Here is a 24,466-nt window from a genome sequence, read left to right on the forward strand (position 1 = left end):
CGTTTGCAATAAAAAAGTAAAGAAAGTGTACGGTTTTTCATATTTTTTCTTACTTTTGGGAAAAATAGAAACACAAAATGAAATTACAGCCTATTCGGAATCTAATCGCAGGGATCGTATGCCTCGTTTGGGCTTGCACCGGGGTGCGGGGGCAGGTGTCGTTTGCCCATATCGGACTGGAAGACGGTTTGTCGCAAAGCACCGTGCTTAGCATTACCCAAGACGTACAAGGCAATATGTGGTTTGCCACGTTTAATGGAGTAAACCGTTTCGACGGATACGATTTTACCGTCTATCGTCACGAGACCGGGAATGCCGGAAGCATTGGCGATAACATGGTGTATGCCGTCAAAGCCGATGATAAGGGAGGTGTATGGGTAGGTACGAATAACTGGCTTTCGTATTACGATGCGGACAGGGATGCTTTCCGCAATTACCGTTGTCCTCAGAAAGAAGAAGATGTCCGGGTGATGCAAATCGCCGATGTGGACGATAGCCGTTTGTTGGTCAATACGTCCGCCGGATTGTATGTGTTTCATGTAGCGGATACATCTTTTGTGCAGTCCGGATTGCCCGCTGATTTGTTCCGTCTGGAAGCCACGGCGATATACCGTAGCAAAGATTCTTTGTACATAGGAGCCAAAGACGGATTGTGGATGTATTCATTCGCATCGCGGACATTGGAGCATCTTCATGCTTTGCCTTTGGGAAGAAAGGAAATCTTGACTTTATTGCAACACGGCAATCACCTTTGGATAGGAACCGAAGGCGACGGGCTTTACCGCATGGATAGGACTACACGTGAATTGCGTCATTATACGGCAGGAGGACCGGACGGATTAAGTTCTAACTTCGTGCGTTCGTTGGCTCTTGACGCCCGGAACCGGTTATGGGTGGGGACATTTACTTCGCTGGATATTTACGATGAGGAAACCGGAAGGTTTCAGGTATATACCAGCAACCGCCGCCAGAACCGGAGCCTTTCGCAAAGCTCTATCCGAAGCATCTTTATGGACTCGCAGGGAGGCATGTGGTTGGGCACTTACTTTGGCGGATTGAATTACTATCATCCGCTTCGCGAGCGTTTCCGCCATATCCGTTTCTCGCCCGAAGGAAATTCGTTGAATGATAATGTCATCGGTTGCATCACCGAAGACCGTGCGGGCAATCTGTGGATAGGGACGAATAACGGGGGTGTGAATTATTACGATATCCGTTCCGGGGAATATACTTATTATACCAAGGAACAAGGGCTTGGCTCGAACGATGTGAAAGCCATCTATGTAGACGAACAGGCCGGTAAGGTGTATATCGGCACCCATACGGGAGGGTTGAACATTCTCGACCGCCGTACGGGCAGGATTGAAAGCCTGATGCCGGAAACTACTAGGCTAACCAATATGAATGTATTTGCCATTCAGCCGTGTGCCGACGGCCGTCATTTATGGATTGGCACGTTAGAAGGACTGGTGCATTTCGATAAGGCGACGAAAACGTTTTCGGACATCAAGGGGAATGTTTCATTGGGTGTGAAACGTATCCGTACTTTACTGCTTGACCGGGAGAACCGTTTGTGGGTAGGCGGAGAAGACGGATTGGCGGTATGTTCCGGTAAAGGAGATTCGCTCTCTTCGGTCAGAATGGTGAGCGGCGAATCTGCTTTTGAATCGGCTACGGTTTACGGTGTATTCGAGGCTTCGGACGGTGATATATGGATTGCGACCCGTAACGGTTTGTATGGCTTTTCAGCTGGAAGAGATAGTGTCGTGCATTATTCGGTGGCAGACGGTATGCCCGATGCCATCGTATATGGTGTGTTGGAGGATGAGAAACACCGGTTGTGGATTAGTACGGATAACGGGCTTTCCTGTTTCGATCCGGAAAGCCGGAAGTTCAGGAACTTTACGGATGTGGATGGCCTGCAGAGCAATCAGTTTACTCCCTATGCCTGTTGTCTGGCTTCATCGGGCGAGATGTATTTCGGAGGCATCAACGGCATTACGGCTTTCCACCCCGAACGTCTTCAGGACAATCCATACGCTCCGCGAGCGGTCATATCCGAGCTGAGATTGTTCGGCGATCCGGTTCATCCCAATGACCAGACCGGCATCTTGCAGAAGCATATTAGCCTGACGGACCGGATAACCTTAAATCATAAGCAGTCTTCTTTCGCATTGAGCTTTGTCGTGTCGAACTACATAGCCGGCAAGCACAATACGTTTGCCTATAAATTGGACGGATATGACAAGCGCTGGTTTGTTGTAGACGATAACCAGCGGTGGGCGACGTATGCTAATTTGCCTCACGGTACGTATAATTTCCTGGTAAAGGTAGCCAATAACGACGGCAAGTGGTGTGACGAGGTGACCAGCCTGGAGATAAAGGTACTTCCGGCATGGTATCAGACATGGTGGGCGATTGCGTTGTTCGCATTGATGATAATAGGTGTCATAACTCTAGTCATCCGTTTTTACTGGGAACGGGCAGATAAGGTGCGCCAGAAAGAATTGCAGGAGGTGAAAACACGCTTTTTCATCAATATTTCTCACGAATTACGTACACCGCTTACGCTGATAGTGGCTCCCTTGCAGGACTTGCTGGACAAGGTGACAGATAAATGGGTACGTAGCCAGCTGGAATACATGAAACGCAATACCGACCGGTTGTTGCATTTGGTCAACCAGTTGATGGATTATCGGAGAGCAGAGAAAGGGGTATTCGAATTGCGTGTCAAATGCATCAATGTCGGTCAGATTGTGGAAAAGAATTTCCGTTACTATGAACCGCTGGCACGTAAGAAGCACATTGATTATAACTTGCGTTCGGAACTGGGTGGTCGGCAGGTATGGTGTGATGCCAGTTATATCGAACTGATATTGAACAATCTTCTGTCTAATGCTTTCAAATATACGAACGACGGACAAAGTATTTCTGTCAATCTGAAAACGTCTGGCGATGACTTGCTCTTGCAGGTACAGGATACGGGGGTAGGGATTCCCGTCAATAAGCAGGCGAAGATATTCGAACGCTTCTATCAAGTGGAAAGCGAGCACATCGGAAGCGGCATCGGGCTTTCGCTGGTGCAGAAACTGGTAGAGTTGCATCACGGGCGGATAGAAGTGGACAGTGCGGTGGGCAAAGGTAGTTGTTTTTCCGTTTACTTGCCTTTATCGCGGGAAGCCTATGCCGAAGAGGAACTGTCCGGAGGAACACAACAGGAGGAGCCGGTCTATTCTACCAATGCGCGGGATATGTATATCGTAGATACGGAAGAGGCACTGGAACCGGCAGAATCCGATGTGGATACAGACCGGAAAGAAACCATACTGGTGGTGGAAGACAACGATGAAATCCGGCACTATATGAGTCGCGGATTGGAACGCTTCTTTATCGTTAAGGAAGTGGAAAACGGAGAAGAGGCGGTAGAGCTGCTGAAAACCGAAGAAATCAGTCTGATCCTAACGGATGTGATGATGCCCGTTATGGACGGTATACAGTTGTGCAAATATGTAAAACAGAACCTGAAGACTTGTCACATTCCCGTCATTATCCTTTCTGCCAAGGCAGAGGTAAAAGATCAGTTGGACGGCCTGCAAGTAGGGGCAGACGATTACATAGCCAAGCCTTTTTCTCTCTCGGTGGTAGTAATGAAAATCAAAAACATTCTTCGTACCCATTATCGTGCCATCGAGCATTATTCAAAATCATTGGAGATAGAACCTGAAAAGATTGCCTTGAACCGGCTGGATGAGGAATTCCTGTCGAAGGCGGTCTCGGTGGTAGAAAAGAATCTGGAAAAGCCTGATTTCTCTGCCGATGACTTTGCGCTGGAAATGGGCATGAGCCGTTCTTCGCTCCACCTCAAGATGAAGGGCATAACGGGAGAGTCTACAACAGAATTTATCCGGAAAATACGCTTTAACCAAGCGTGCAAATTATTGAAAGAAGGAAGGTACAACGTGGCGGAGATAAGCACGATGGTAGGTTTCAGCACCCCTTCGTATTTCTCTACCAGTTTTAAGAAATACATAGGTTGTATGCCTTCTGAATATGCCAAGGGTGGGGCTGTTCAACAAAAATGAAAGTTTTTTCTACAGGAATGAAATTGTTTTGACGGGATTGAAACTCCTTTCCACATAAGAGAAACCGAAGTTGGCTGCATCGTTTTACTTTTGCGGTGATAAGAATTTAATAGTAACAGCTGACTTTATTGTAATAGTATGAAGACAATTTCTATTCCTGTGTTGGGTATGGCTCTGGTTATCGGAGTATGTGCCTGTAGTGAGAAACCTTCGGTGCAATCGGATGAATGGGTGACTCATGCCCTGGATGTAGCATCCTGCCAGTTGAAACAGACGGCTTCTGATTTGGGTGATTCCACTCTTATGCCCCGTTCGCTTTGGACGGGTTATTCGATGGATTTTCTGGTCCGTCAATTGCAACGCGATCCGGCTACGTTTCAAGATTCCTTGTTGGCGCCTCCGCCAGCCGATAAGTTGGGGAAACTTCGTTTATGTTCGATAAGAGACTGGACAAGCGGATTCTTCCCCGGAAGCTTGTGGTACACGTATGAATTGACCGGTGATGAAGAACTGAAGAAGTATGCCATTCAGTACACGAACATGCTGTATCCGATATCGGATGCAAAAGATACCCACGATGTCGGTTTCATGATTAATTGCAGTTACGGGAATGCGTTGCGGCTGGCTCCGAACGATACCATCAAGAATGTATTAGTAAAGACCGCCGATAACCTGTGTGCCCGTTTCGACCCCCAGATAGGTTGTATCCGTTCGTGGGATTTCGGGTATTGGAATTTCCCGGTCATTATTGATAATATGATGAACTTGGATTTGCTGTTCAGTGCGAGCCGGTTGACCGGCAACCCTAAATATAAAGAGGTAGCAGTCCAACATGCGCTTACCACGATGAAGCATCATTTCCGTCCCGACTATACATCGTATCACTTGGTAAGCTATAACGACGACGGTACCGTGCAATACCGGATGACTCATCAGGGCAAGAACGACGAATCGGCATGGGCACGTGGACAAGGTTGGGCGGTATACGGATATACGTCCTGTTATCGGGAAACCAAAGATACCGTGTTCTTGAATCAGGCGGTCAAGGTAGCAGATATGATTATGAAACGGGTGAACACCAGTGATTTGATTCCGTATTGGGATTTCGATGCGCCAGTAGAGAAAGATACGCCGCGTGATGCTTCGGCAGGTGCGGTCATCGCTTCGGCATTTTTAGAACTGAGTACGATGGTGCCCGATGGAGAAAGGTATTTCGATTATGCGCAGAAACAATTGGAAAGCTTGTCGGGCAAAGACTATCTGGCGCAAAAAGGCACTAACAAAGGTTTCGTCCTGATGCATTCTACCGGTTCTTTGCCGCACGGCTCGGAAATTGATACGCCTCTTAACTATGCCGATTATTATTACCTGGAAGCGATGAAGCGTTATCTGGACATCAAGGAAGGAAACGGTTTGGCTGCATCGGAAGCATTAGCCGAAAAGAAATGAACATATAGTTGTGAATTATCCTTAATAAAAGAAATACGATGAGAGTAATTATTGAATCAGATTATCAGGCTCTTTCCGAATGGGCAGCTAATTATGTAGCCCAAAGAATCAATCAGTTCCAGCCATCTTCCGAACGTCCTTTTGTATTGGGCTTGCCTACGGGCTCTTCCCCATTGGGCATGTATAAGGCGCTGATTGAACTGAACCGAGAGGGAAAGGTGTCTTTCCGCAATGTGGTGACTTTCAATATGGATGAATACGTGGGTCTTCCCGAATCGCATCCGGAAAGCTACCATTCGTTTATGTTCAACAACTTTTTCAACCATATTGACATTCCGAAGGAAAACATCCATATCCTGAACGGGAACGCTTCCGACTTGGAGGTTGAGTGCGGGAATTATGAAAAGCAGATTGCTTCGTATGGGGGCATCGACCTGTTTGTGGGCGGCATCGGTCCTGACGGCCACATCGCGTTCAACGAGCCGGGTTCTTCCCTGACTTCGCGTACCCGTGTGAAGACGCTGACCACCGATACGATTGTGGCAAATTCGCGTTTCTTCGATAACGATGTGGACAAGGTCCCCAAGACTGCGCTGACCGTAGGGGTGGGCACGGTAATGGACGCCAAAGAGGTACTGATCCTTTGCAACGGGCACAATAAGGCGCGTGCCTTGCATCATGCCGTTGAAGGAAGCGTAACGCAGATGTGGACCATCAGTGCCTTGCAGATGCACCGCCACGGCATCATCGTATGCGATGAGGCGGCTACGGACGAACTGAAAGTGGGCACATACCGCTATTTCAAGGACATCGAGCGCAACAACCTGTAATCCATTGTTAATTGTTAATTATTAATTATAAATTATAGCCATGAGAACCAATTTGAGTTCGCAGATATCCCTTAACAGGGTGTCTACCCGATATTACAAGCCGGAGAATACGATTGACCGCTCCGTGCTGACCCGTTTTGAAAAAATCCCTACCAACATCTATGAAACAGTAGACGAAGGCGTGAAGTGCATTGCCGATGAGGTTATCCGCAAGATACAGGAACGCCAGCATGACGGCAAGTTCTGTACATTGGCTTTGGGCACGGGGGCTTCGCTCCGTCCGCTTTACGCCGAACTGGTGCGCCGCCATAAGGAAGAAGGCGTCAGCTTCCGTAATGCGGTGATATTTAATCTGTATGAATACTATCCTTTATCAGAGCAGGGGAGCAGCAGCATCGGCCAGCTGAATGAGCTTTTCCTGAACCAGGTGGACATCGACCGGCAGAACGTGTTTACTCCGGACGGCACGATTCCGCAGGATGCGGTCATAGACCATTGCCTGCTGTATGAACAGCGCATCAAGACCTACGGCGGACTGGACATCGTCCTGATGGGCATCGGCAGGGAAGGGAATGTCGCCATGAACGAGCCCGGCTCTACGGCGGCTTCCATTACGCGCCTGATATTTGTGGACAGTACTTCCCGTTCGGAAGCGGCGCATAATCTGGGCGTGGACAACCTGCCTCCTTGTTCCATTACGATGGGCATCAATACGATTATGGAAGCCCGCCGTGTGTATCTGCTTGCCTGGGGTGATGACAAGACCGATATTATCAAGCAGGCGGTAGAGGATAAGATTTCGGATACGCTTCCCGCTTCTTACCTCCAGATGCACCAGAATGCGACCGTCTGCATCGACTTGCCCGCTGCTTCCCACCTGACCCGTATCCAGCGCCCGTGGCTGGTGACCAGCTGCGAATGGACGGACAAGCTGATCCGGAGTGCCATCGTGTGGCTTTGCCTTTTGACCGGAAAACCGATTCTGAAGCTGACCAACAAGGATTACAACGAGAACGGCTTGAGCGAGCTGCTGGTGCTTTACGGCTCAGCCTACAATGTGAACATCAAGATATTCAACGACCTTCAGCATACCATCACCGGCTGGCCCGGCGGCAAGCCCAATGCGGATGACACCTACCGTCCGGAGCGTGCCAAGCCGTTCCCCAAGCGTGTGGTCGTCTTCTCTCCGCATCCCGATGACGATGTGATATCCATGGGCGGTACCATCCGCCGTCTGGTGCAGCAGGGTCACGACGTGCATGTGGCATACGAGACTTCGGGCAATATTGCCGTAGGCGATGAGGAGGTGGTACGCTTCATGCACTTCATCAACGGTTTCAACCAGCTTTTTGATGAGAATCAGAACGAGACCATCCGCAAGATGTATGCCGACATCAAGCAGTTCCTGCTTCAGAAGAAGGAAGGCGACATCGACACGCGTGACATCCTGACCATAAAGGGGTTGATACGTAGGGGAGAGGCACGCACGGCATGCACGTATAACCGCATCCCGCTGGACCATGTGCATTTCCTCGACCTTCCTTTCTACGAGACGGGGCGCATCGAGAAGAACCCCATTAGCGAGACGGATGTGCAAATCGTCCAGAAGCTGTTGCAGGAGGTGCAGCCTCACCAGATTTATGTAGCCGGCGACCTTGCCGACCCCCATGGCACGCACCGTGTCTGCACCGATGCCGTACTGGCAGCTATTGACGAGGAAAAGAATGCCGGTGCCGCATGGTTGAAGGATTGCCGCATCTGGATGTACCGCGGGGCATGGGCGGAATGGGAAATCGAGAACATCGAGATGGCTGTGCCGTTCAGTCCCGAAGAGTTGCGTGCGAAACGGAATTCCATCCTGAAGCACCAGTCTCAGATGGAGAGTGCACCGTTCTTGGGCAATGACGAGCGCCTCTTCTGGCAACGCAGCGAGGACCGCAACCGTGGCACCGCTTCGCTTTACGATAAATTGGGGCTTGCCTGCTACGAGGCGATGGAGGCTTTTGTAGAGTATAAGCCGTTGTAGAGGTTGGATTGATATAGCTTTCATCGGCTTACGGATATATCTTCATGAAGTGATGATGATATATCCGTAGGCCGATGAATCTATATGCGTTCCTCTTCGGAATCGGCTGATGTCTTTTCTTGAATTTCTTCTTTGAATGCGGCTTCTTCCGCTTCTGCTATGATGCGTTCCGTATCATCATAGCGTTCTGTTATGAGTTCTTCCCGGACATCAATGGTTTGATCCTCGTTGGTCTCCATTACGCTGGGAGAATCTTCTGTATATACCGGTTCTGTGTCTTTCTCTCTTTCGGCTTTTGATGCAAAAATCGCATCTATGAATTGAGGGTCATTCTTTATTTTCTGCAGGGTCTCGTGGGCAGCTTCTTGCTGTGATTCTTTTTTGGAATATCCTTTCCCGTTTCCGGCAGGAATACCTTCTACCAATATTTGTGTGTTGAACACGGGGTTTTGTTCTTCGTCTACCGACTGATTGACCAGTTTGAAGGTTACTTCGAACTTGTTTTTCTGGCTCCACTCAATAAGCTTAGACTTGAAATTGACTTCTTTGCGTGAAATTTTGTCCAGATTCAAATATTGGTTGATGATGCGTTCTTCCATAAACTTCTTACAGGCGCGATAGCCCCGGTCCAGATATAGTGCACCAATCAGAGCTTCGAAAGCATTGCCACACATATAACTGTTGTGAGAAGATTGGCGGGTGGTGAACTTTACCAGTTTATCCAGTCCGATTTGTACCGCCACATGGTTGAGTGTTTCCCGTTGTACGATTTTCGAACGTGTATTGGTCAGAAATCCTTCGCGCTTACCTTCAAACTTTTTGTATACAATATCAGCTACCACGGCATCCAGAATGGCATCACCCAAGAACTCCAGTCGTTCGTTGTTCAGCACACGTCCTTTCTCGTTTTTGATGGAAGACGATTTATGCAGCAATGCTTGTTTGTAGATGTCAATGTTCCGCGGATAGAATCCGGTCATTCGGTAAAAACAAAGATAAGGCTCCTTGTCCTTGCGGAAGAGGAGTCTTATCTTATCTGTTATATTGCCAAACACAGTTTATTCAGTGTATTTTTTAATGATTACACATGCATTGTGTCCACCGAAACCAAATGTATTGCTCAAGGCTGCACGGACAGTACGTTCCTGTGCCTTGTTGAAAGTAAAGTTCAGGGTATAGTCGATGTTTTCATCGTTATCTCCTTCTTCGTGGTTGATGGTCGGGGGTACAATGTCATTCTTAACAGACAGTACGCAGGCGATGGCTTCTACTCCTCCGGTTGCGCCCAGCAGGTGTCCGGTCATGGATTTGGTAGAACTGATGTTCAGTTTGTAGGCATGTTCTCCGAACACGTCTTTGATGGCTTTCACTTCAGAAACATCGCCTACAGGGGTAGAAGTCCCGTGTACATTGATATAGTCGATATCTTCCGGTTTCATACCGGCATCTTCCAATGCGTTCATCATCACCAGTTTGGCTCCTAATCCTTCAGGATGGGAAGCTGTCAGGTGATAAGCATCTGCCGAAGCGCCTACGCCGGCAAGTTCCGCATAAATCTTGGCTCCGCGTGCTTTGGCATGTTCCAGCTCTTCCAGAATCAGGCATCCTGCACCTTCACCCATGACAAAACCGTCACGGCTTCCGCTGAACGGACGTGAGGCACGTTGCGGGTCATCGTTGCGGGTAGAAAGGGCATGCATGGCATTGAAACCTCCTACACCAGCAGGGAAGATAGCAGCTTCGGCACCACCGGTCACGATGATGTTGGCTTTGCCCAAGCGGATATAATTGAACGCATCTGCGATGGCATTCGAAGAAGAAGCGCATGCAGAAGTCGTGGTAAAGTTCGGTCCGTGGAATCCGTACATGATGGAAATCTGTCCGGAAGCGATGTCGGCAATCATTTTAGGAATAAAGAACGGATTGAATTTAGGACCGATGGTATCTTTGGTCTTTTCGTATCCGGCTACTTCTTCTTCGAACGTATGTATACCTCCGATACCTACGCCCAGGATGACTCCGATTTTGTTCAAGTCTTCTTTTTCCACATCAAGACCCGCATCGGTCACTGCTTCTTTGGCTGCTACTACCGCATACTGGGTATATAAGTCCATTTTACGGGCTTCTTTGCGGTCGATGAAATCAGTGGCATTGAAGTTTTTTACCTCACAAGCGAACTGAGTCTTGAATTTGGATGCATCAAAATGAGTAATAGGTCCTGCTCCGCTTACTCCGTTCAGCAGGTTGTTCCAAAAGTCTGGAACCGTATTTCCTACCGGAGTAATTGCACCAAGACCTGTTACTACTACTCTTTTTAATTCCATAAACAGAATTACTTATTTTGCGTTAGCTTCGATATAAGAGATAGCGTCTCCTACAGTCTGGATTTTTTCTGCCTGGTCGTCAGGAATAGAAATACCGAATTCTTTTTCGAATTCCATGATCAGTTCTACAGTATCCAAAGAGTCTGCACCCAAATCGTTAGTAAAGCTAGCGGTCGGAGTAACTTCTGATTCTTCTACACCCAGTTTATCAACGATGATTTTCTGTACTTTTGATGCGATTTCAGACATAATTTTCTTGTTTTAAGTTTATAAATAGAATAATTTTGTTTAATTTTCGGTGCAAAGGAATAAATATTTCTCGTTCTATACAAATATTCGGGCAAATAAATGCATTCTCTTTGCACATTTTTATATATTCTGTGCACGAAAACAGGTAAAAATATGAAGAAAATAGCAATTTTGGCATCGGGTGAAGGAACGAATGCCGAGCGGATCATCCGTTATTTTGAAGAGAAAGAGGAAGTAAGCGTAGAAATTGTCATTGCATCACGTACTACTGCTGGAGTTATCAAACGTGCCGAACGGTTGGGAGTGCCGTGCCGGGTGGTGACTTCTGCCGGATTTGCTTCGGGAGAGGCGCTGGAAGTGCTACGCGGGTATGAAGTTGATTTTATTGTACTTGCCGGCTTTTTGTTGCGTATTCCAGAAGATATTTTGCGGGTTTGGCCCTGCCGTATTGTAAACATCCATCCATCGTTGTTGCCTAAGTTCGGTGGGAAAGGCATGTATGGCATGCATGTACATGAAGCAGTGTTGGCGGCAGGAGAAAAGGAAAGCGGCATAACGATACAATATGTCAACGAACGTTATGACGAGGGGGATTATATCTTTCAGGCACGATGCGAAGTGTTGCCTGATGATACGCCCGAACGTTTGGCTGCACGTGTGCATCAGTTGGAGTACCGCTATTATCCGGAGGTGATTGAGAAGCTGGTGCGGCAGCATGTGTAAAAAATGTCTTTGAACGAATCCTGTTTTTTTCTTTGGTATCTATTTTCTTTTTCGTTATTTTTGTGGCCTTAATAAAGCTAGAAATATGGAAAATAAACTGGTTATTTACAATACGTTGAACCGCCGGAAGGAATCGTTTGTTCCTTTACACGCTCCTCATGTGGGAATGTATGTATGCGGTCCTACTGTTTATGGAGACCCTCATTTGGGACACGCACGTCCTGCCATTACCTTTGATATCCTGTTCCGTTACCTGCAACATCTGGGCTATAAAGTGCGTTATGTGCGCAACATTACCGATGTGGGCCATCTGGAGCACGATGCCGATGAAGGAGAAGACAAAATTGCCAAGAAAGCACGGCTGGAACAGCTGGAGCCGATGGAGGTGGTGCAGTATTACCTGCTCCGCTACCACAAGGCGATGGAAGCCCTCAATGTGCTTCCACCCAGCATCGAGCCGCACGCTTCGGGACACATCATCGAGCAAATCAAGCTGGTAGAGGAAATCCTGAAAAACGGATATGCCTACGAAAGCCAAGGTTCGGTGTACTTCGATGTGGCAAAATACAACAAAGACCACCATTATGGCGTGCTTTCGGGACGCAACCTGGATGATGTCATCAATACCACCCGCGAACTGGACGGGCAGCAGGAAAAGCATAACCCGGCCGATTTCGCCCTGTGGAAATGTGCCCAGCCCGAACACATCATGCGCTGGCCTTCGCCATGGAGCGACGGTTTCCCCGGCTGGCACTGCGAATGTACCGCGATGGGACGCAAGTATCTGGGCGAGACATTCGATATACACGGAGGAGGCATGGACCTTATCTTCCCGCACCACGAATGCGAAATCGCGCAAGCCGTGGCTTCCGAAGGACATCCCATGGTACGCTATTGGATGCACAACAACATGATTACCATCAACGGGCAGAAGATGGGCAAATCGTTGGGTAATTTCATTACGCTCGAAGAGTTCTTTACCGGCTCGAACAAGCTCCTTGCCCAAGCGTATTCGCCGATGACCATCCGTTTCTTCATCCTGCAAGCGCATTACCGCAGCACGGTGGACTTCAGCAACGAAGCCCTGCAAGCAGCTGAGAAGGGCTTGGAACGCCTGCTGGAAGGCATCAAGAACCTCGAGCGCATCACGCCGTCCGCTTCTACTTCAGGCATCGAGCCTGCCGGCTTGCGTGAGAAATGCTACGAAGCGATGAACGATGACCTGAACACACCGATTGTCATCTCGCACCTCTTCGACGGCATCCGCATGATCAACACCGTACTTGATAAGAAAGCGACCATCAGTGCCGCCGACTTGGAGGAACTGAAGAGCGTATTCCACCTGTTCGCGTTCGATATTCTGGGATTGAAGGCAGAAGGTGAGAACAATGCCGCCCGCGAGGAAGCCTTCAGCAAGGTGGTAGACATGTTGCTGGAAGAACGCATGAAAGCCAAAGCCAACAAAGACTGGGCAACAAGTGATAAGATTCGCGATAGCCTTGCTGCATTAGGTTTCGAGGTAAAAGATACAAAAGACGGGTTTACCTGGAGGTTGAACAAGTAAGGTTTCCACCACAGATTAAAGCAATTTGATTGGCTGAAACGCAGATTAGCGCAGATAACTTCGTCTGGTGTAAGATTATTAATCTTCCGCTTGTAAGATTAATAATCTTGCAGCCTGAAGATTAATAATCTTACAGCGGATGAACCTATTTTCACATTAGCATATTGTTTATTGACCTATTCTTCTGTGTTTCTCTGTGTATTCTTGTGTGGTCTGGGTTCTCTATGATAGCATCAACAAAATGCACATTTTGATGCTGTTTAAATAAAGAAACCATATAACGAAAAAGAGGGAATGTCCATGCACCCCCTCTTTTTTATTCCTGTAAATTGCAGGTATTCATTAATCAGAATTTGTTCATTTCCTTTCAGGTCATTTCCGATTTCCAAAAGTTACGTTAAAGCCTAAGCTGACGTTCATATTTCCGCTCTTGACAGGGATGAACTGCGGGGTGACTTTACCCATCAGGTGGTCCATACCAATGAAGAAGTTGAATCCACGTGGATGAAAGTTCAGCAACCATCCGAATGAAGAGCCGAATGAAGAAATCGCATAGTTGACACCGGCATCAAACCATTTGATAGGAGCAACGTTGGCAGAAATGCGGCCTTCCGACCAACTGTATTTGCCTTTGATACGGGTAGAAGACAAGAAGCCGAAATGCAGCTTATTGTAAAGCGGAAATGCATATTCTGCACCAATATTTAATGTAGCTCCCAGCATGGCTGTACGTTTCACGCCATTTTCTGTGCGGTGGAAGCTGGCATAATCTTCCAGGTCTTTGCCAATGGCATCCAATTGGCTGTTCAAAGAATTGGGGTCATCGTCTCCCAGTTCGGAATCGACCGCAATGTTTTTGAATCCGTCAAACTCCCATGCACTGTTGCTTGTAGCAGCTTTGATTGTATTATTCCATGAAATGAAGCCGAAATCCAGCAAGGCTGCCGAAAGTGTCAGGTCATCCATAATCTTATAAGTGGCACCTAAATCGATAGCCATACCGAATCCACCTAATCCCGGGCTGTCCACATCGATGTTATCCCAGTCAATCAGGTCACGTTGGCTCGGATTGTCTAGCTTTCTGCCGCTTTCTTCTTTGGTAGGCATCATCAGTCCTTTCAGTGAGGCGTTCATTTCACCGTTGGCTCTTACCATCCATTTGTCTTGTGCCATTGTGACATCCATCTCGGTCATTTTCATGCTGAGGTTTGCTCCGCCTAACAGGAATTTTAATTTACCGCCCACATTCAATTTATCGTTAATTTTGCGAGAGTGGCCAAATGCCAGTTCGACATAATTGTTTGATTCAATGCCTAAATTTTCCATGTGGTAGTGTGTTTCGTTTCCGGTCATACCCATTTTCATGAAGGCAAACAAATCATACGGAAGATTCATGCTGGTATTCGAACGCAGGTTAATATCGACCGTATTGAATCCTCCCCATGCATGGAATCCGGCCGACAACAGTGTCAGGTTGATGTTGGCATTGATGCGGTTATTGTCTTTCAGCCCACTTAGAAATTCCTCTCCACTGATGCTAGAATGCATGAACGTAGTCAGTTGGTCGTTTTGTGGGAATAAGAATGTGCCTACACCGATATTTCCCTGTGTCCCGATATTGATATTACCTAAAGCAGGGATGCTGATGTAATTACGTTCTCCGGAAAATGCCGGGTTAAGCTGGTGACGGAAACTGTATCCTTCGAGGAAGTATCCGGAGCGCAAAGCCTGTGCCGAAGCAGTCAGACACGAACCGGCGAGTACTGCTACGGTGAAAAGTTTATATAGTTTTCTCATAATGCTCAATCTTATGAATATAAATGCCTGTTTGGTTTAATTTAAGTCTACGGTAACTCCGCCTTTGACGGTAACAACTACATTGTCGAGCAGCAAAGTCTGCTTTTCGTTGAGTACAGTTCCTGCCATTTCGGTGGGAACGGTTGCCTTTACACGGTAAGCGATTCCATCCATTTCTTTCAAGGCTCCGTCTGCATTCGACTCCAGACGAATCGTCAACGTGCTGACAGAAGGAGCAGCCGATGTGCCGGCATTGATGGTACCTTCTACCGTAGCTGTAATCTCATCCATGACATTGCCATTGCGGTCGATGGCATTCGCTGTCATTTCCATATTCAGAGGAATCGTATTGGTTGCATCCAATGAGATTTCTGCATGACGTGCGTCCAGATCTTGCATATCGCTGTTCCATCCATCCATCTGATCGCTATATACGATTTCGGTTCCGTTGTTAAACTGCAAGGAAGCTACGACATCATAATTCGTTTCGACGGCATAATCTCTGCCCAATTGCATGGTGACACGTTCCTGTTCGGCTTTGGCATTGATATTTTCTACCCGTATTTCGTCGGGAATCGTTTCAATCAAGTCATTCAGATTGGGGACGGTAATGATTTCGTCTGCGTCTATTCCGCTATTATCCGATAAACGGTGCAGGCAGATGACATAATCTGTCTGATTTGCCGGAATGACAATAGGCTCTGTCCCTCCTTCTTTGTCACCCAACAAGACAGTGTTCAGCTGCTGTCCGTCTTTATAAGGTTTCATGTCAGCCGTGAAATTGACAGCCACCGGAGATTCGTTGGTAACATACAGATAAATCTTCGGATCAGTCATGTCAATGTGTACCTCGTCGTCCTGCAAGAATTCCGGCAGATTGTTTACCTGTACCGGATTGATGGTTATATCAATCTGCGGGTCGACCATTGCGGTCACTTCCGTCAGTTCAATGTCATCAATATTCAATTCCGTATACAAGTTCAATTGTACATCCTGATGAGAAAGGAAGTCTTCGGAACGCAGATAGGCACGTCCTTCTACCGGAATTTCTCCGTTGATGACCAGATGTCCGCGCTCTACCAGACCTTCTCCTTTACCCATCGTTTCGAAATCGATTGCAGAAACAGAAAGAGGAATTGATAACCGGCCGTTATTGGGGATAGCCACATCGTCGGCAAAAGTCAACGTGTTATCTACAATCTGGAAATGGGAATCACTGCAATGAATGGTCATATAAGAAGGGAATGTTACCTTGAATCCCTGTGCCAGATTCAGCTGACGTACGCTTCCGCTAAATGTCAAATCCAAAGATGCTGTAGATGTTACGTCTGAATGATAAAGCTCAACAACATCTGTGGTCACATCTGTCTTATTAATATTAAAAGATGTGTAGTCATCTACAGTTGCGTCTGCATTCTGATTGGGTACATATTGAAAATTCAATTCCGTAGTAGAAGCTTCCGTGTTAATCTGGTCACCTTCGATAATTACACTCTCTACGTTAACCGTTGATTGTGAACCTTCTCCATTCATAGTCAATGCGTAATCGCCATTCGCATCAGCTTTTACATCGCTTTCCGGGTCAAGATCAAAAATCTTGGCCAAGGTAATAGAATCAGTGTTGCTACCCGGAATGCTTAAGTTCTCTCCACCTACCGTAATGGTCATGTCTACGTCTTTACTCAAATCGTAAGCATCGTCGACACATGCGGTAATGCCTAATAAGGATAGTACGAACAATCCTCGAAGCGTGTTAATTTTTAAACCTCTGTTTGCCATATTTCTTTAAATAAAATTTAACGCGGTGCAAAAGTATGAAAAAATATCACATAACGGAACATTTTAAAGGAGAAAATGAACAATAGTCTAATTGGTTATATATAAAGAAGTTAAACGGTCAAGTAGGACTTTTTGAAATCATTTCCGGATTTTTTGATAAAAAACTTTATATAAATGGAATGCCGTCAACATATAAGACACAAAAAAGACCGTCTTTTATCAAACGAAAGGAATTCTATTCCCTCTTTTGATTAAAGAACGGTCTGATACCGGTTATACGAAAATGTGTCTTATTAAAGTGTTTCGCAACATGCGAAACTGAATGCTTTATTTCTTGACAATCGAAGTCAACGGATGACGGTTGCCTTTGATATTGGTAAGGAATGCCTTAGCTGAACCGAAGTTGAGGTACATGTCAAGCCGTACGGGCAGGTGATTCAGGTCATCGGTGACGAAGAAAGTAATGACTTCTTTTTCCTTATTGTCGACATATTCTACCAATGAGAATACCAGGCAACGGTAAGTCGTGCCGTTTTCTGATGTGAAGTTTTCCTTGCCCCGGTAAATAAGGGTCTGCTTTTCCACTGCTTTTCCGGTAGCCATTGAGAAGAGGATTTTCATGCCTACTTTGTAGTCGGTAGGGTCGTACGAACGTGCCTGCAGCAGGATGCTCAACATGTCGTAGACACAGACATCCATTTCATCGTGCTTGGGGGTAGTGACGCCTCGTAGGGTGCGTTGTTGGTCAACGATGCACTTTCCATTCTTATAACTGAATTTCACTTCGTCTACGGTGTATCGCTTTCCTTCTTCGGCTCCTTTACGGAAATAGAGCGGTTCCAACTGTTGGCTGGTGATACAGGTCAGCGTATCACGCATCTTGAACCACCGGTCGAATCTTTTATTCGTATAAGAGTTTAAGTCGGTACGCAAGCAGGATCGTCCGTTGTAGGTGGCTTCGTTGACGCTCATTTTTGCCCAGCCCACGTTGAACCAGATGAATTTCCAGTTGAACTTCAGTTCATAATGCAATGTTTCACCCGGCTGGATGGCATTGTTTACGGCACCGCATTGGGCTTTTATCGCCAGGCTTCCTGTCAGCAAGCACAGGCAGAGTAAGATTTTCTTTATCATGTTCGTCCTAGGTTTTTGGCTCTTTCTTTGTTTCGGTCTTTAATTTTTTTTGCTTCGTCGGGTTTTTGCTTCTTTATTTCGTTTGGTTTTTGTTTGTCTAGCGGAATAGCGTGAATGTTCCAGGTTTCTTCAAACTCGAAATTTGCTTTCATTTCCCAGGTTTTCGGGAAATAGAATACCTCTTCAGGTTGCAGTTTCTCGTCGTAGTTTCCTGTATCCCATTTGCCATTGTTGTTTGTATCATTAAACAAGCGGATGTAATATTTCGTTCCGGGTTGCAGGAAGTAAAAGTCGCACGTGTTTTTTTCGGAAACAGGTTGCTGGCGTATTACTGCATCGCTGTTGTTTAATAGTTGTACGATGGCATGCGGTCCGGCTCCCACAATATTGAGGTAGAGCGTGCCGTATGCATCGGTGGTCTTTACTTTCAGCTTATTTTCCACTTTGTTGGTATAAAGTCCGTAGATACCTTTGAAGCCAAGTGAATCTATGGTAAGCTGGTATTCTTGTCCGGGTTGCCAATTGGCAAGTATTTCATAACGCCTCGGAGCGATGGTGTCGGCCATAAAAATGAAAGGTGTGTCTTGCCATACCGAGTCTACCATCGTCTGCATGTGGATGGCTGCTGTGTCGATGTTTTCCACCGGCTCTTCAAAACTCAAGACGATGTTACGGTTGATATCCAGTTCAGAAGGCGCGTCTACGTTCATGGTGAGGAATGGAGTTTCCACTACGATGGTATCACCTTTCTTTTCTTTCTTCTTGCGTTCTTTTTCTGCTTTTTCGTCAGCTTCTTTTTTCATTGCCAGACGGCGTTCACGCGGAATCTTATTTATCATACGCAGGGTGTCGGTAGTGGGTACCAGTTTTCCTAATGTATCAGTTTCCAGATACTTCAGTTCGATGGTCAGGGTGTCGCGCTCGCATAATGTAGTGTCTTTCACCCAATAGGTGATGCTGTCGTTCCGTTGGTTTGCTTCCACGATGAGCTGTTTCTCGTCGAAGTCCAGTCCTCTCAATGTGGGCAGGGTGTCGGCTTTCGCACTGAAATAAAGAGCGAATTTCTTGGTGTCTGGACGTTCGCTCTTGGCAAGGTATTGTAATGAACTTTCCTGCTTAAAGGCACGCATCATGATGTCATCGGGCATAAAGCGGGTATAATGTACTTCGTATATGGTATCGATGTGTGTAGTATCGATTTCGTTCCATACTGTGTCGTGACGTAAAGCTGGTGCCATACTTGGGATAATGAGTGAGTCGGACCATGCCACGGTTTCGGTCTTTGAGTCGTACATATAGTTCTGGTTTCCGTCCTGCAAGGCATAAATGCGGTATTTGCCCGGTGCGATTCCCCGGATGGTGAATTGTCCGCGGCTGTCGGTGCGCGATATGCGGTCGAACGGGAGCTTGGTGAAAGCGGTGTCGTTCAAATTCTTATGTAATCCGACCTGTATACCTTTTATAGGTTCCAGGTTTTCGGCATTGAGCACGGTGCCCGATACCGCCATGGTATCTATTTCGGGACCGGTAGAAAAGGCATACGAGAATAGTCCCAACGGATTGCCTTCATTATTGTCTACAATGGCATCTCCGAAGTCGATGGTATACGTAGTATTTGCCACCAGTGAGTCGATAAACTTCACCACGACCCGTTTCCCGCTGGTTTTTACTTCGGGTTGTTCGCGCTGTGGGGGAGAGATGATGACTTTTTCCGAAGCATTTTCCAAATTGATGAATTCATCGAATTCGATGGATACATTCTTACGGGTGTTATTGATGGCATTCGGAGCCGGTGTGGCACGTACAAACTTGGGAGGCTCTTCATCGTAAGGACCTCCATCGGGCGACCCCGTGCTGGCACAGGCGTAAAATCCGATGATAATCAGTAACAGGGCAAGGTATTTGGGTATGGGCTTCATGCAATAAGTTTACGAATTAAGTTTCAACATTTCTTCTATATAGTCGCGGTTGTTGCTCAGGCGGGGCACCTTGTGTTGTCCTCCCAGCTTTCCTTTTTGCTTTAACCAGTCGTGGAACAAGTTGGGGCGTGCCACGATGATTTCCAGTTCCTGTAAAGTGATGTCTTTATGCCGTTTGGCTTCATAGTCGGAATTGATTTCCTGCAAAGAGCGGTCGAGAACGTGACGGAACTTATCCAGCGAGTCGGGCATCACGCTGAACTCAATCAGCCATTGGTGGCGGCATTGGGCATTGGCGTCCATAAAGACCGGAGCTGCCGAGTACTCCAGGACTTGTGCACCTGTAGCGTCACATGCCTTGGCGAGTCCTTTTTCGGCATTGTCCACCATCAGTTCCTCGCCGAAAGCATTGATGAAATGCTTGGTACGTCCGGAAATGATGAATTTATACGGGTCTTTTTGGGTAAACTTTACCGTGTCACCCAAGATATACCGCCATAAGCCGCACGAAGTACTGATGACGATGGCATAGTTACGTCCCGTTTCTATGCCAGTCAAGGGTACGATGGTGGGATGCGGATTGTCTATTTCTTCCAGTGGGATGAATTCGTAAAATACATCGTAGTCTATCATCAGAAGCATTGCAGGGTCGGACAGGTCGTTTTGCAAGCCAAAGAAACCTTCGCTGGCGTTGTAGGTCTCCATGTAGTGCATCTTGTCGGACGGGATGAGCTGTTTATATTGTTCACGGTAAGGTGTGAAGCATACTCCTCCGTGGAAGAATACTTCCAGGTTGGGCCAGACTTCGTTGAGATGTTTGGCACCGGTTTTCTCCAGAATGCGCTTGATGACGGCAAGCATCCACGAGGGTACTCCCGAAAGGTTCGTCACGTTTTCATGGATGGTAGTTTCGGCAATGCGTTCCACCTTTTCTTCAAATTCGCTTAGCAGGGCAATTTCCTTGCTGGGCACGCGGATAAGGTTCACCAGCGGGTTGATGTTTTGTATCAGGATGGCAGAAAGGTCGCCTACCAGGCTGTCCTTTACATTGTAATTCGGGCTGTGGCTTCCTCCCAGTATCAGTCCTTTGCCCGAAAAGAACTTGCTTGCCGGATTCGAGCGCAGGTAGAGAGCTACGGCATCGGTTCCGCCTTGATAATGGACGTGCCGTAATCCGTCTTTGCTTACGGGGATGAACTTGCTCTTATCGTTGGTTGTGCCCGATGACTTGGCATACCAGATGACACGTCCGGGCCACAGCACGTTTTTTTCGCCATGGCGCATACGGTCTACATAGCCTTTCACGTCTTCGTAGGTCTGGACCGGTACCCGCTGGAAATCAGCGTATGTCCGGATATGGGCATAATCGTATTTTTTCCCCCATTCCGTATCAGAAGCATTCTCGACCAGCTTGTGGAAAACTCTGTCTTGAATGGCTTCGGCTTGTGTGTTATAGCAATCTATTTCCTTTTGGCGGGAAACAAACAACTTTTCGATTAACTTTGTTGAAACCATTGGTATTCCTTTTTTATGGCACACGCATACAGGACTAGTGTGTCCGAAGCGTCTTTCTTGTGCTATTGAAACGCTGCAAAGTTAGCCTATTTCTTGTATTTGTGGTGTATTTTTGTGTTAGAAAAGACAAATCTACACTTTTTTCTTATAACTTTACCACACGAAGACAAATTTTGAAGGTTATGAGAATCGGAATTTTAACGGCAGGAGGTGATTGTCCGGGCATAAACGCTACCATCAGAGGCGTTTGCAAGACGGCTATCAGTTATTATGGAATGGAAGTATATGGTATCCACAATGGTTTTCGGGGATTGCTGGACGATGATGTAATCCAGCTTACTGAGAATTCGTTGGGCGGATTGCTTACGATGGGGGGCACGGTGCTGGGTACTTCACGTGTGAAGCCTTTCCGGAAAGACCGTGGGTTTTCGCTTTCCGATAGCAGGCCTGCGGCATTGCTGAAGACGATTCATGACCACGGGCTTGAGTGCCTGGTCTGTATCGGAGGAAACGGCACGCAGAATACGGCGGCCATGCTTGCCAAAGCCGGAGTGAATGTGGTGATGATACCCAAGACTATTGATAATGATGTGTTCGGTACGGATATTTCGTTCGGGTTCGATTCGGCGGTGAGTATTGCCACCGAAGCCATTGACCGTCTGCACTCTACCGCCAGTTCGCACCAGCGTGTGATGGTAATCGAGGTGATGGGGCATAAGGCAGGATGGATAGCCCTTCACTCGGGTATGGCAGGAGGGGGTGACATCATCCTGATTCCCGAACTTCCGTTCAATATACATAATATAGGTGATGTCATCATCAACCGGTTGAAGAAAGGGAAACCCTATTCGATTGTGGTGGTGGCGGAAGGTATTCCCACCTTTAACGGGAAAAAGGCTGCTCAATACATAGCCGAGGAAATCGAGTATGAGACCGGTTTTGAGACGCGTGAAACGGTGTTGGGATATATCCAGCGCGGAGGAAGTCCTACGGCGTTCGACCGTACCCTTGCCACCCGTATGGGAGGGCACGCTACGGAACTGATAGCTCAAAAGCAATTCGGGCGGATGGTGGCGCTCCGGGGTTCGGAGATAGTGTCTGTTCCCTTGTCGGAGGTAGCGGGCAAGTTGAAATTAGTTACTGCCGATAACGATTTGATAATTCAGGGCAAACGCATGGGCGTATGCTTCGGATAATGCACATAGCTTCATCGGGCAACGGAAGTATATGCGCAACCCGATGAAGCTATGTGCGTGGCATGATGCAACTATATGTGTCGCACCATGCTTATTTATTGTGCCGTGGCATCATTGCCTGTTGTGGCGTAAAGTCCTATCATAGCACCGGTGAATCCACCTGCCACATTGGTCGAAAGAATATCTCCAGAAACGGTTCCACCTACAGGCTGGAAGGTCTTTCCGTCTGTAGAATAACTGAAAGTATACTGGTCGCCCGTGGCTTTCACCTGCAATAGGATGGGGCGTGTTTCCTTAACCGGAGTACTTGCCAGCACGGTAGAGTTTCCTTTTTCGGTGCGTTGCAATACCAGTACGTCTTCTTCTCCTTTCTTGGTCACGCCGAACACGTAGTTGAAGGCTTCGCTTTGGTAACATGTAATACCTGCCAGGTCGGTCTCCGAACGTGGAATGTAGTTCAGGGTGGTAGTGGCCGTAAAGTTGAGGTGTTGCTGGCGATAGAACAAGGTAGACGTAGGTTGTACTACCTTGATGTTTACATCGTATGGGTTGATGGTCAGTCCATTGGGCGAAGTGGAGATGAATTTTTCGCGTGCTCCTCTTATGCCTACCCAGCGGTAATCCAGTGTGTCCGAAGTGAAATCCTCAGTATAGGTGAAGTTTCCGTTCGGGAAGAAACCGTTTTGTCCGGTCTGGTTGGTGACACCTGCTGGCATTTTCAGCTTGGCCTTTAGAGGTTCCATTCCTCCTTCGAATACGGGGAAAGTGCTGCTCCAGTCGACAGGAAGAATAAAGGTTTCACGTCCTGTGTTTACTTGATTGGCATTGTTGGGACGGATGGCAAGGAATACTCCGTAATATTTTCCGTCAGGTCCTTCCACCAGGTCGGCATGTCCTGCCCAGTCCACTTTGTCAGGACGGTCGGCATTCAGGTGGCGTTGTGACAGGATGGGGTTCTCCGGAGCCGGTGTAAACGGGCCTTTGGGGCTGTTTCCGATAAATATTACTTCACTATGCATGCCTCCTGTTCCTCCTTCGGCACACATCAGGTAATATTTTCCATCTTTCTTGTACAGGTGTGGAGCTTCAATCCAGATAGGTTTCTTCGAGAGGTCTACTCCTCCGTTTACTATCACTTTATCTGTTCCGGGAACGATTTGGTCTTTTTCTACATCATATTCCCATACCTTGATAACGCGGTGTCCTTCATACAGTGCCTTCTCTGGTGCATCATTGTGTACTACGTAAGCTTTTCCGTTATCATCGAAGAAGATAGACGGGTCGATGCCTTCAAAGTTCAGCTTGATAGGGTCGCTCCAGCCTTGCATCGGATCTTTGGTCTTGACGATGATGTTTCCGAACCCTCCGGCAAACTGGGTGGTAATCATATAGAATGTGTCGTTGTTCGGATTATAGCGGATGGTAGGTGCATATACGCCGGCACTGATTCCTGTGTCTTCCACCTTCAGTTGCGAGGGGCGGTCGAGCACATGGCCGATTTGTTTCCAGTTGACCAGGTCGGTCGAATGGAAAATAGGTACGCCCGGATTGATGGCAAACGAAGAACATACCAGGTAATAATCGTTTCCTTTCTTGCAGATACTGGGGTCGGGGTAACATCCTTGTAGGATGGGGGTGTAGAATTCGTCGGAAGCGAGCGGATTCTGTTCGTACACGGCATCTTGTCCTGTATAGGTGAAATTACTGAATACAGGAGTACCAGGAGTAACCTCCATTTGATTGCTGGCACATGAGCATGCAAGTAGGCTCAGCGTGCCCCACGTCAATAAGCTTAATGTTTTTTTCATGGTGTTTATATTATAATAATGAGTAGTGTCGAATAGTCGTTTACAAAGTTAATAGGTCGGGATGAAAAAGA

Annotated in this window: 16 protein-coding genes; 7 read left to right on the plus strand and 9 right to left on the minus strand. The window is 47.2% G+C overall.

Annotated features, from left to right (window positions below):
- Positions 1–77 precede the first annotated feature (77 nt).
- The 4 genes from B5G04_RS03820 to B5G04_RS03835 all read left to right on the plus strand — a co-directional run bounded on the left by B5G04_RS03820 (position 78) and on the right by B5G04_RS03835 (position 8,387).
- Positions 78–4,082, plus strand: coding sequence for a hybrid sensor histidine kinase/response regulator transcription factor (locus B5G04_RS03820; protein WP_087395877.1), 4,005 nt, complete (start codon positions 78–80; stop codon positions 4,080–4,082).
- Positions 4,083–4,220: 138 nt separating this feature from the next.
- Complete coding sequence (locus B5G04_RS03825) at positions 4,221–5,531, plus strand: DUF4995 domain-containing protein (RefSeq protein WP_022039263.1); 1,311 nt, start codon at positions 4,221–4,223, stop codon at positions 5,529–5,531.
- Positions 5,532–5,569: 38 nt separating this feature from the next.
- Positions 5,570–6,361 carry a glucosamine-6-phosphate deaminase gene (gene nagB, locus B5G04_RS03830; protein WP_087395879.1) on the plus strand — a complete coding sequence of 264 codons (792 nt, stop codon included), beginning with the start codon at positions 5,570–5,572 and terminating at the stop codon, positions 6,359–6,361.
- 40 nt (positions 6,362–6,401) lie between these two features.
- On the plus strand, positions 6,402–8,387 hold the full coding sequence (locus B5G04_RS03835; protein ID WP_087395881.1) for a glucosamine-6-phosphate deaminase: 1,986 nt from the start codon (positions 6,402–6,404) through the stop codon (positions 8,385–8,387).
- 80 nt (positions 8,388–8,467) lie between these two features.
- On the opposite strand, the gene rnc is transcribed toward B5G04_RS03835, so the two are convergent.
- The 3 genes from rnc to B5G04_RS03850 are packed head-to-tail and all read right to left on the minus strand — an operon-like array spanning position 8,468 to position 10,960.
- Positions 8,468–9,442 carry a ribonuclease III gene (gene rnc / locus B5G04_RS03840; RefSeq protein ID WP_022040331.1) on the minus strand — a complete coding sequence of 325 codons (975 nt, stop codon included), beginning with the start codon at positions 9,440–9,442 and terminating at the stop codon, positions 8,468–8,470.
- Positions 9,443–9,445: 3 nt separating this feature from the next.
- Complete coding sequence (gene fabF, locus B5G04_RS03845) at positions 9,446–10,711, minus strand: beta-ketoacyl-ACP synthase II (RefSeq protein ID WP_022040330.1); 1,266 nt, start codon at positions 10,709–10,711, stop codon at positions 9,446–9,448.
- Between the two features lie 12 nt (positions 10,712–10,723).
- Positions 10,724–10,960 (minus strand): acyl carrier protein, encoded by a 237-nt coding sequence (locus tag B5G04_RS03850; protein WP_022040329.1) that lies wholly within the window; start codon positions 10,958–10,960, stop codon positions 10,724–10,726.
- A 153-nt stretch (positions 10,961–11,113) separates the two neighbouring features.
- Here B5G04_RS03850 and purN point away from each other — a divergent pair, with 153 nt between their 5' ends.
- Entirely contained in the window at positions 11,114–11,683 is a 570-nt protein-coding gene (gene purN / locus B5G04_RS03855; RefSeq protein WP_022040328.1) for a phosphoribosylglycinamide formyltransferase, read from the plus strand.
- A gap of 85 nt (positions 11,684–11,768) precedes the next feature.
- Entirely contained in the window at positions 11,769–13,247 is a 1,479-nt protein-coding gene (cysS, locus tag B5G04_RS03860) for a cysteine--tRNA ligase (RefSeq protein WP_022040327.1), read from the plus strand.
- Positions 13,248–13,619: 372 nt separating this feature from the next.
- On the opposite strand, the gene B5G04_RS03865 is transcribed toward cysS, so the two are convergent.
- The 5 genes from B5G04_RS03865 to B5G04_RS03885 all read right to left on the minus strand — a co-directional run bounded on the left by B5G04_RS03865 (position 13,620) and on the right by B5G04_RS03885 (position 21,391).
- On the minus strand, positions 13,620–15,044 hold the full coding sequence (locus tag B5G04_RS03865; RefSeq protein WP_239414029.1) for a DUF5723 family protein: 1,425 nt from the start codon (positions 15,042–15,044) through the stop codon (positions 13,620–13,622).
- 36 nt (positions 15,045–15,080) lie between these two features.
- Positions 15,081–16,823 (minus strand): hypothetical protein, encoded by a 1,743-nt coding sequence (locus B5G04_RS03870; protein ID WP_143270424.1) that lies wholly within the window; start codon positions 16,821–16,823, stop codon positions 15,081–15,083.
- A gap of 327 nt (positions 16,824–17,150) precedes the next feature.
- The gene (locus B5G04_RS03875; RefSeq protein WP_087395884.1) at positions 17,151–17,957 is read right to left on the minus strand and encodes a DUF3108 domain-containing protein; all 807 of its coding nucleotides are present in this window, start codon (positions 17,955–17,957) and stop codon (positions 17,151–17,153) included.
- On the minus strand, positions 17,954–19,876 hold the full coding sequence (locus B5G04_RS03880; RefSeq protein WP_087395886.1) for an Ig-like domain-containing protein: 1,923 nt from the start codon (positions 19,874–19,876) through the stop codon (positions 17,954–17,956). The genes B5G04_RS03875 and B5G04_RS03880 overlap by 4 nt, the downstream gene beginning before the upstream one ends.
- A gap of 9 nt (positions 19,877–19,885) precedes the next feature.
- Positions 19,886–21,391, minus strand: coding sequence for a GH3 auxin-responsive promoter family protein (locus B5G04_RS03885; RefSeq protein WP_087395888.1), 1,506 nt, complete (start codon positions 21,389–21,391; stop codon positions 19,886–19,888).
- 182 nt (positions 21,392–21,573) lie between these two features.
- Between B5G04_RS03885 and B5G04_RS03890 the strand changes: the two genes are divergently transcribed.
- A complete protein-coding gene (locus B5G04_RS03890; protein ID WP_022040359.1) occupies positions 21,574–22,587 on the plus strand; it encodes an ATP-dependent 6-phosphofructokinase in 1,014 nt (337 codons plus the stop codon).
- A 95-nt stretch (positions 22,588–22,682) separates the two neighbouring features.
- On the opposite strand, the gene B5G04_RS03895 is transcribed toward B5G04_RS03890, so the two are convergent.
- A complete protein-coding gene (locus B5G04_RS03895; protein WP_191763237.1) occupies positions 22,683–24,404 on the minus strand; it encodes a glycoside hydrolase family 43 protein in 1,722 nt (573 codons plus the stop codon).
- Positions 24,405–24,466: the final 62 nt, after the last annotated feature.

It is taken from the genome of Bacteroides sp. An51A, from assembly GCF_002161565.1.
GTDB lineage: Bacteria > Bacteroidota > Bacteroidia > Bacteroidales > Bacteroidaceae > Phocaeicola > Phocaeicola intestinalis.

Coding starts and splice junctions, on each gene's coding strand:
- B5G04_RS03820 (WP_087395877.1), top strand. CDS start 78: ATGAAATTACAGCCTATTCGGAATCTAATCGCAGGGATCGTATGCCTC.
- B5G04_RS03825 (WP_022039263.1), top strand. CDS start 4,221: ATGAAGACAATTTCTATTCCTGTGTTGGGTATGGCTCTGGTTATCGGA.
- nagB (WP_087395879.1), top strand. CDS start 5,570: ATGAGAGTAATTATTGAATCAGATTATCAGGCTCTTTCCGAATGGGCA.
- B5G04_RS03835 (WP_087395881.1), top strand. CDS start 6,402: ATGAGAACCAATTTGAGTTCGCAGATATCCCTTAACAGGGTGTCTACC.
- fabF (WP_022040330.1), bottom strand. CDS start 10,711: ATGGAATTAAAAAGAGTAGTAGTAACAGGTCTTGGTGCAATTACTCCG.
- B5G04_RS03850 (WP_022040329.1), bottom strand. CDS start 10,960: ATGTCTGAAATCGCATCAAAAGTACAGAAAATCATCGTTGATAAACTG.
- purN (WP_022040328.1), top strand. CDS start 11,114: ATGAAGAAAATAGCAATTTTGGCATCGGGTGAAGGAACGAATGCCGAG.
- cysS (WP_022040327.1), top strand. CDS start 11,769: ATGGAAAATAAACTGGTTATTTACAATACGTTGAACCGCCGGAAGGAA.
- B5G04_RS03865 (WP_239414029.1), bottom strand. CDS start 15,044: ATGAGAAAACTATATAAACTTTTCACCGTAGCAGTACTCGCCGGTTCG.
- B5G04_RS03870 (WP_143270424.1), bottom strand. CDS start 16,823: ATGGCAAACAGAGGTTTAAAAATTAACACGCTTCGAGGATTGTTCGTA.
- B5G04_RS03875 (WP_087395884.1), bottom strand. CDS start 17,957: ATGATAAAGAAAATCTTACTCTGCCTGTGCTTGCTGACAGGAAGCCTG.
- B5G04_RS03880 (WP_087395886.1), bottom strand. CDS start 19,876: ATGAAGCCCATACCCAAATACCTTGCCCTGTTACTGATTATCATCGGA.
- B5G04_RS03885 (WP_087395888.1), bottom strand. CDS start 21,391: ATGGTTTCAACAAAGTTAATCGAAAAGTTGTTTGTTTCCCGCCAAAAG.
- B5G04_RS03890 (WP_022040359.1), top strand. CDS start 21,574: ATGAGAATCGGAATTTTAACGGCAGGAGGTGATTGTCCGGGCATAAAC.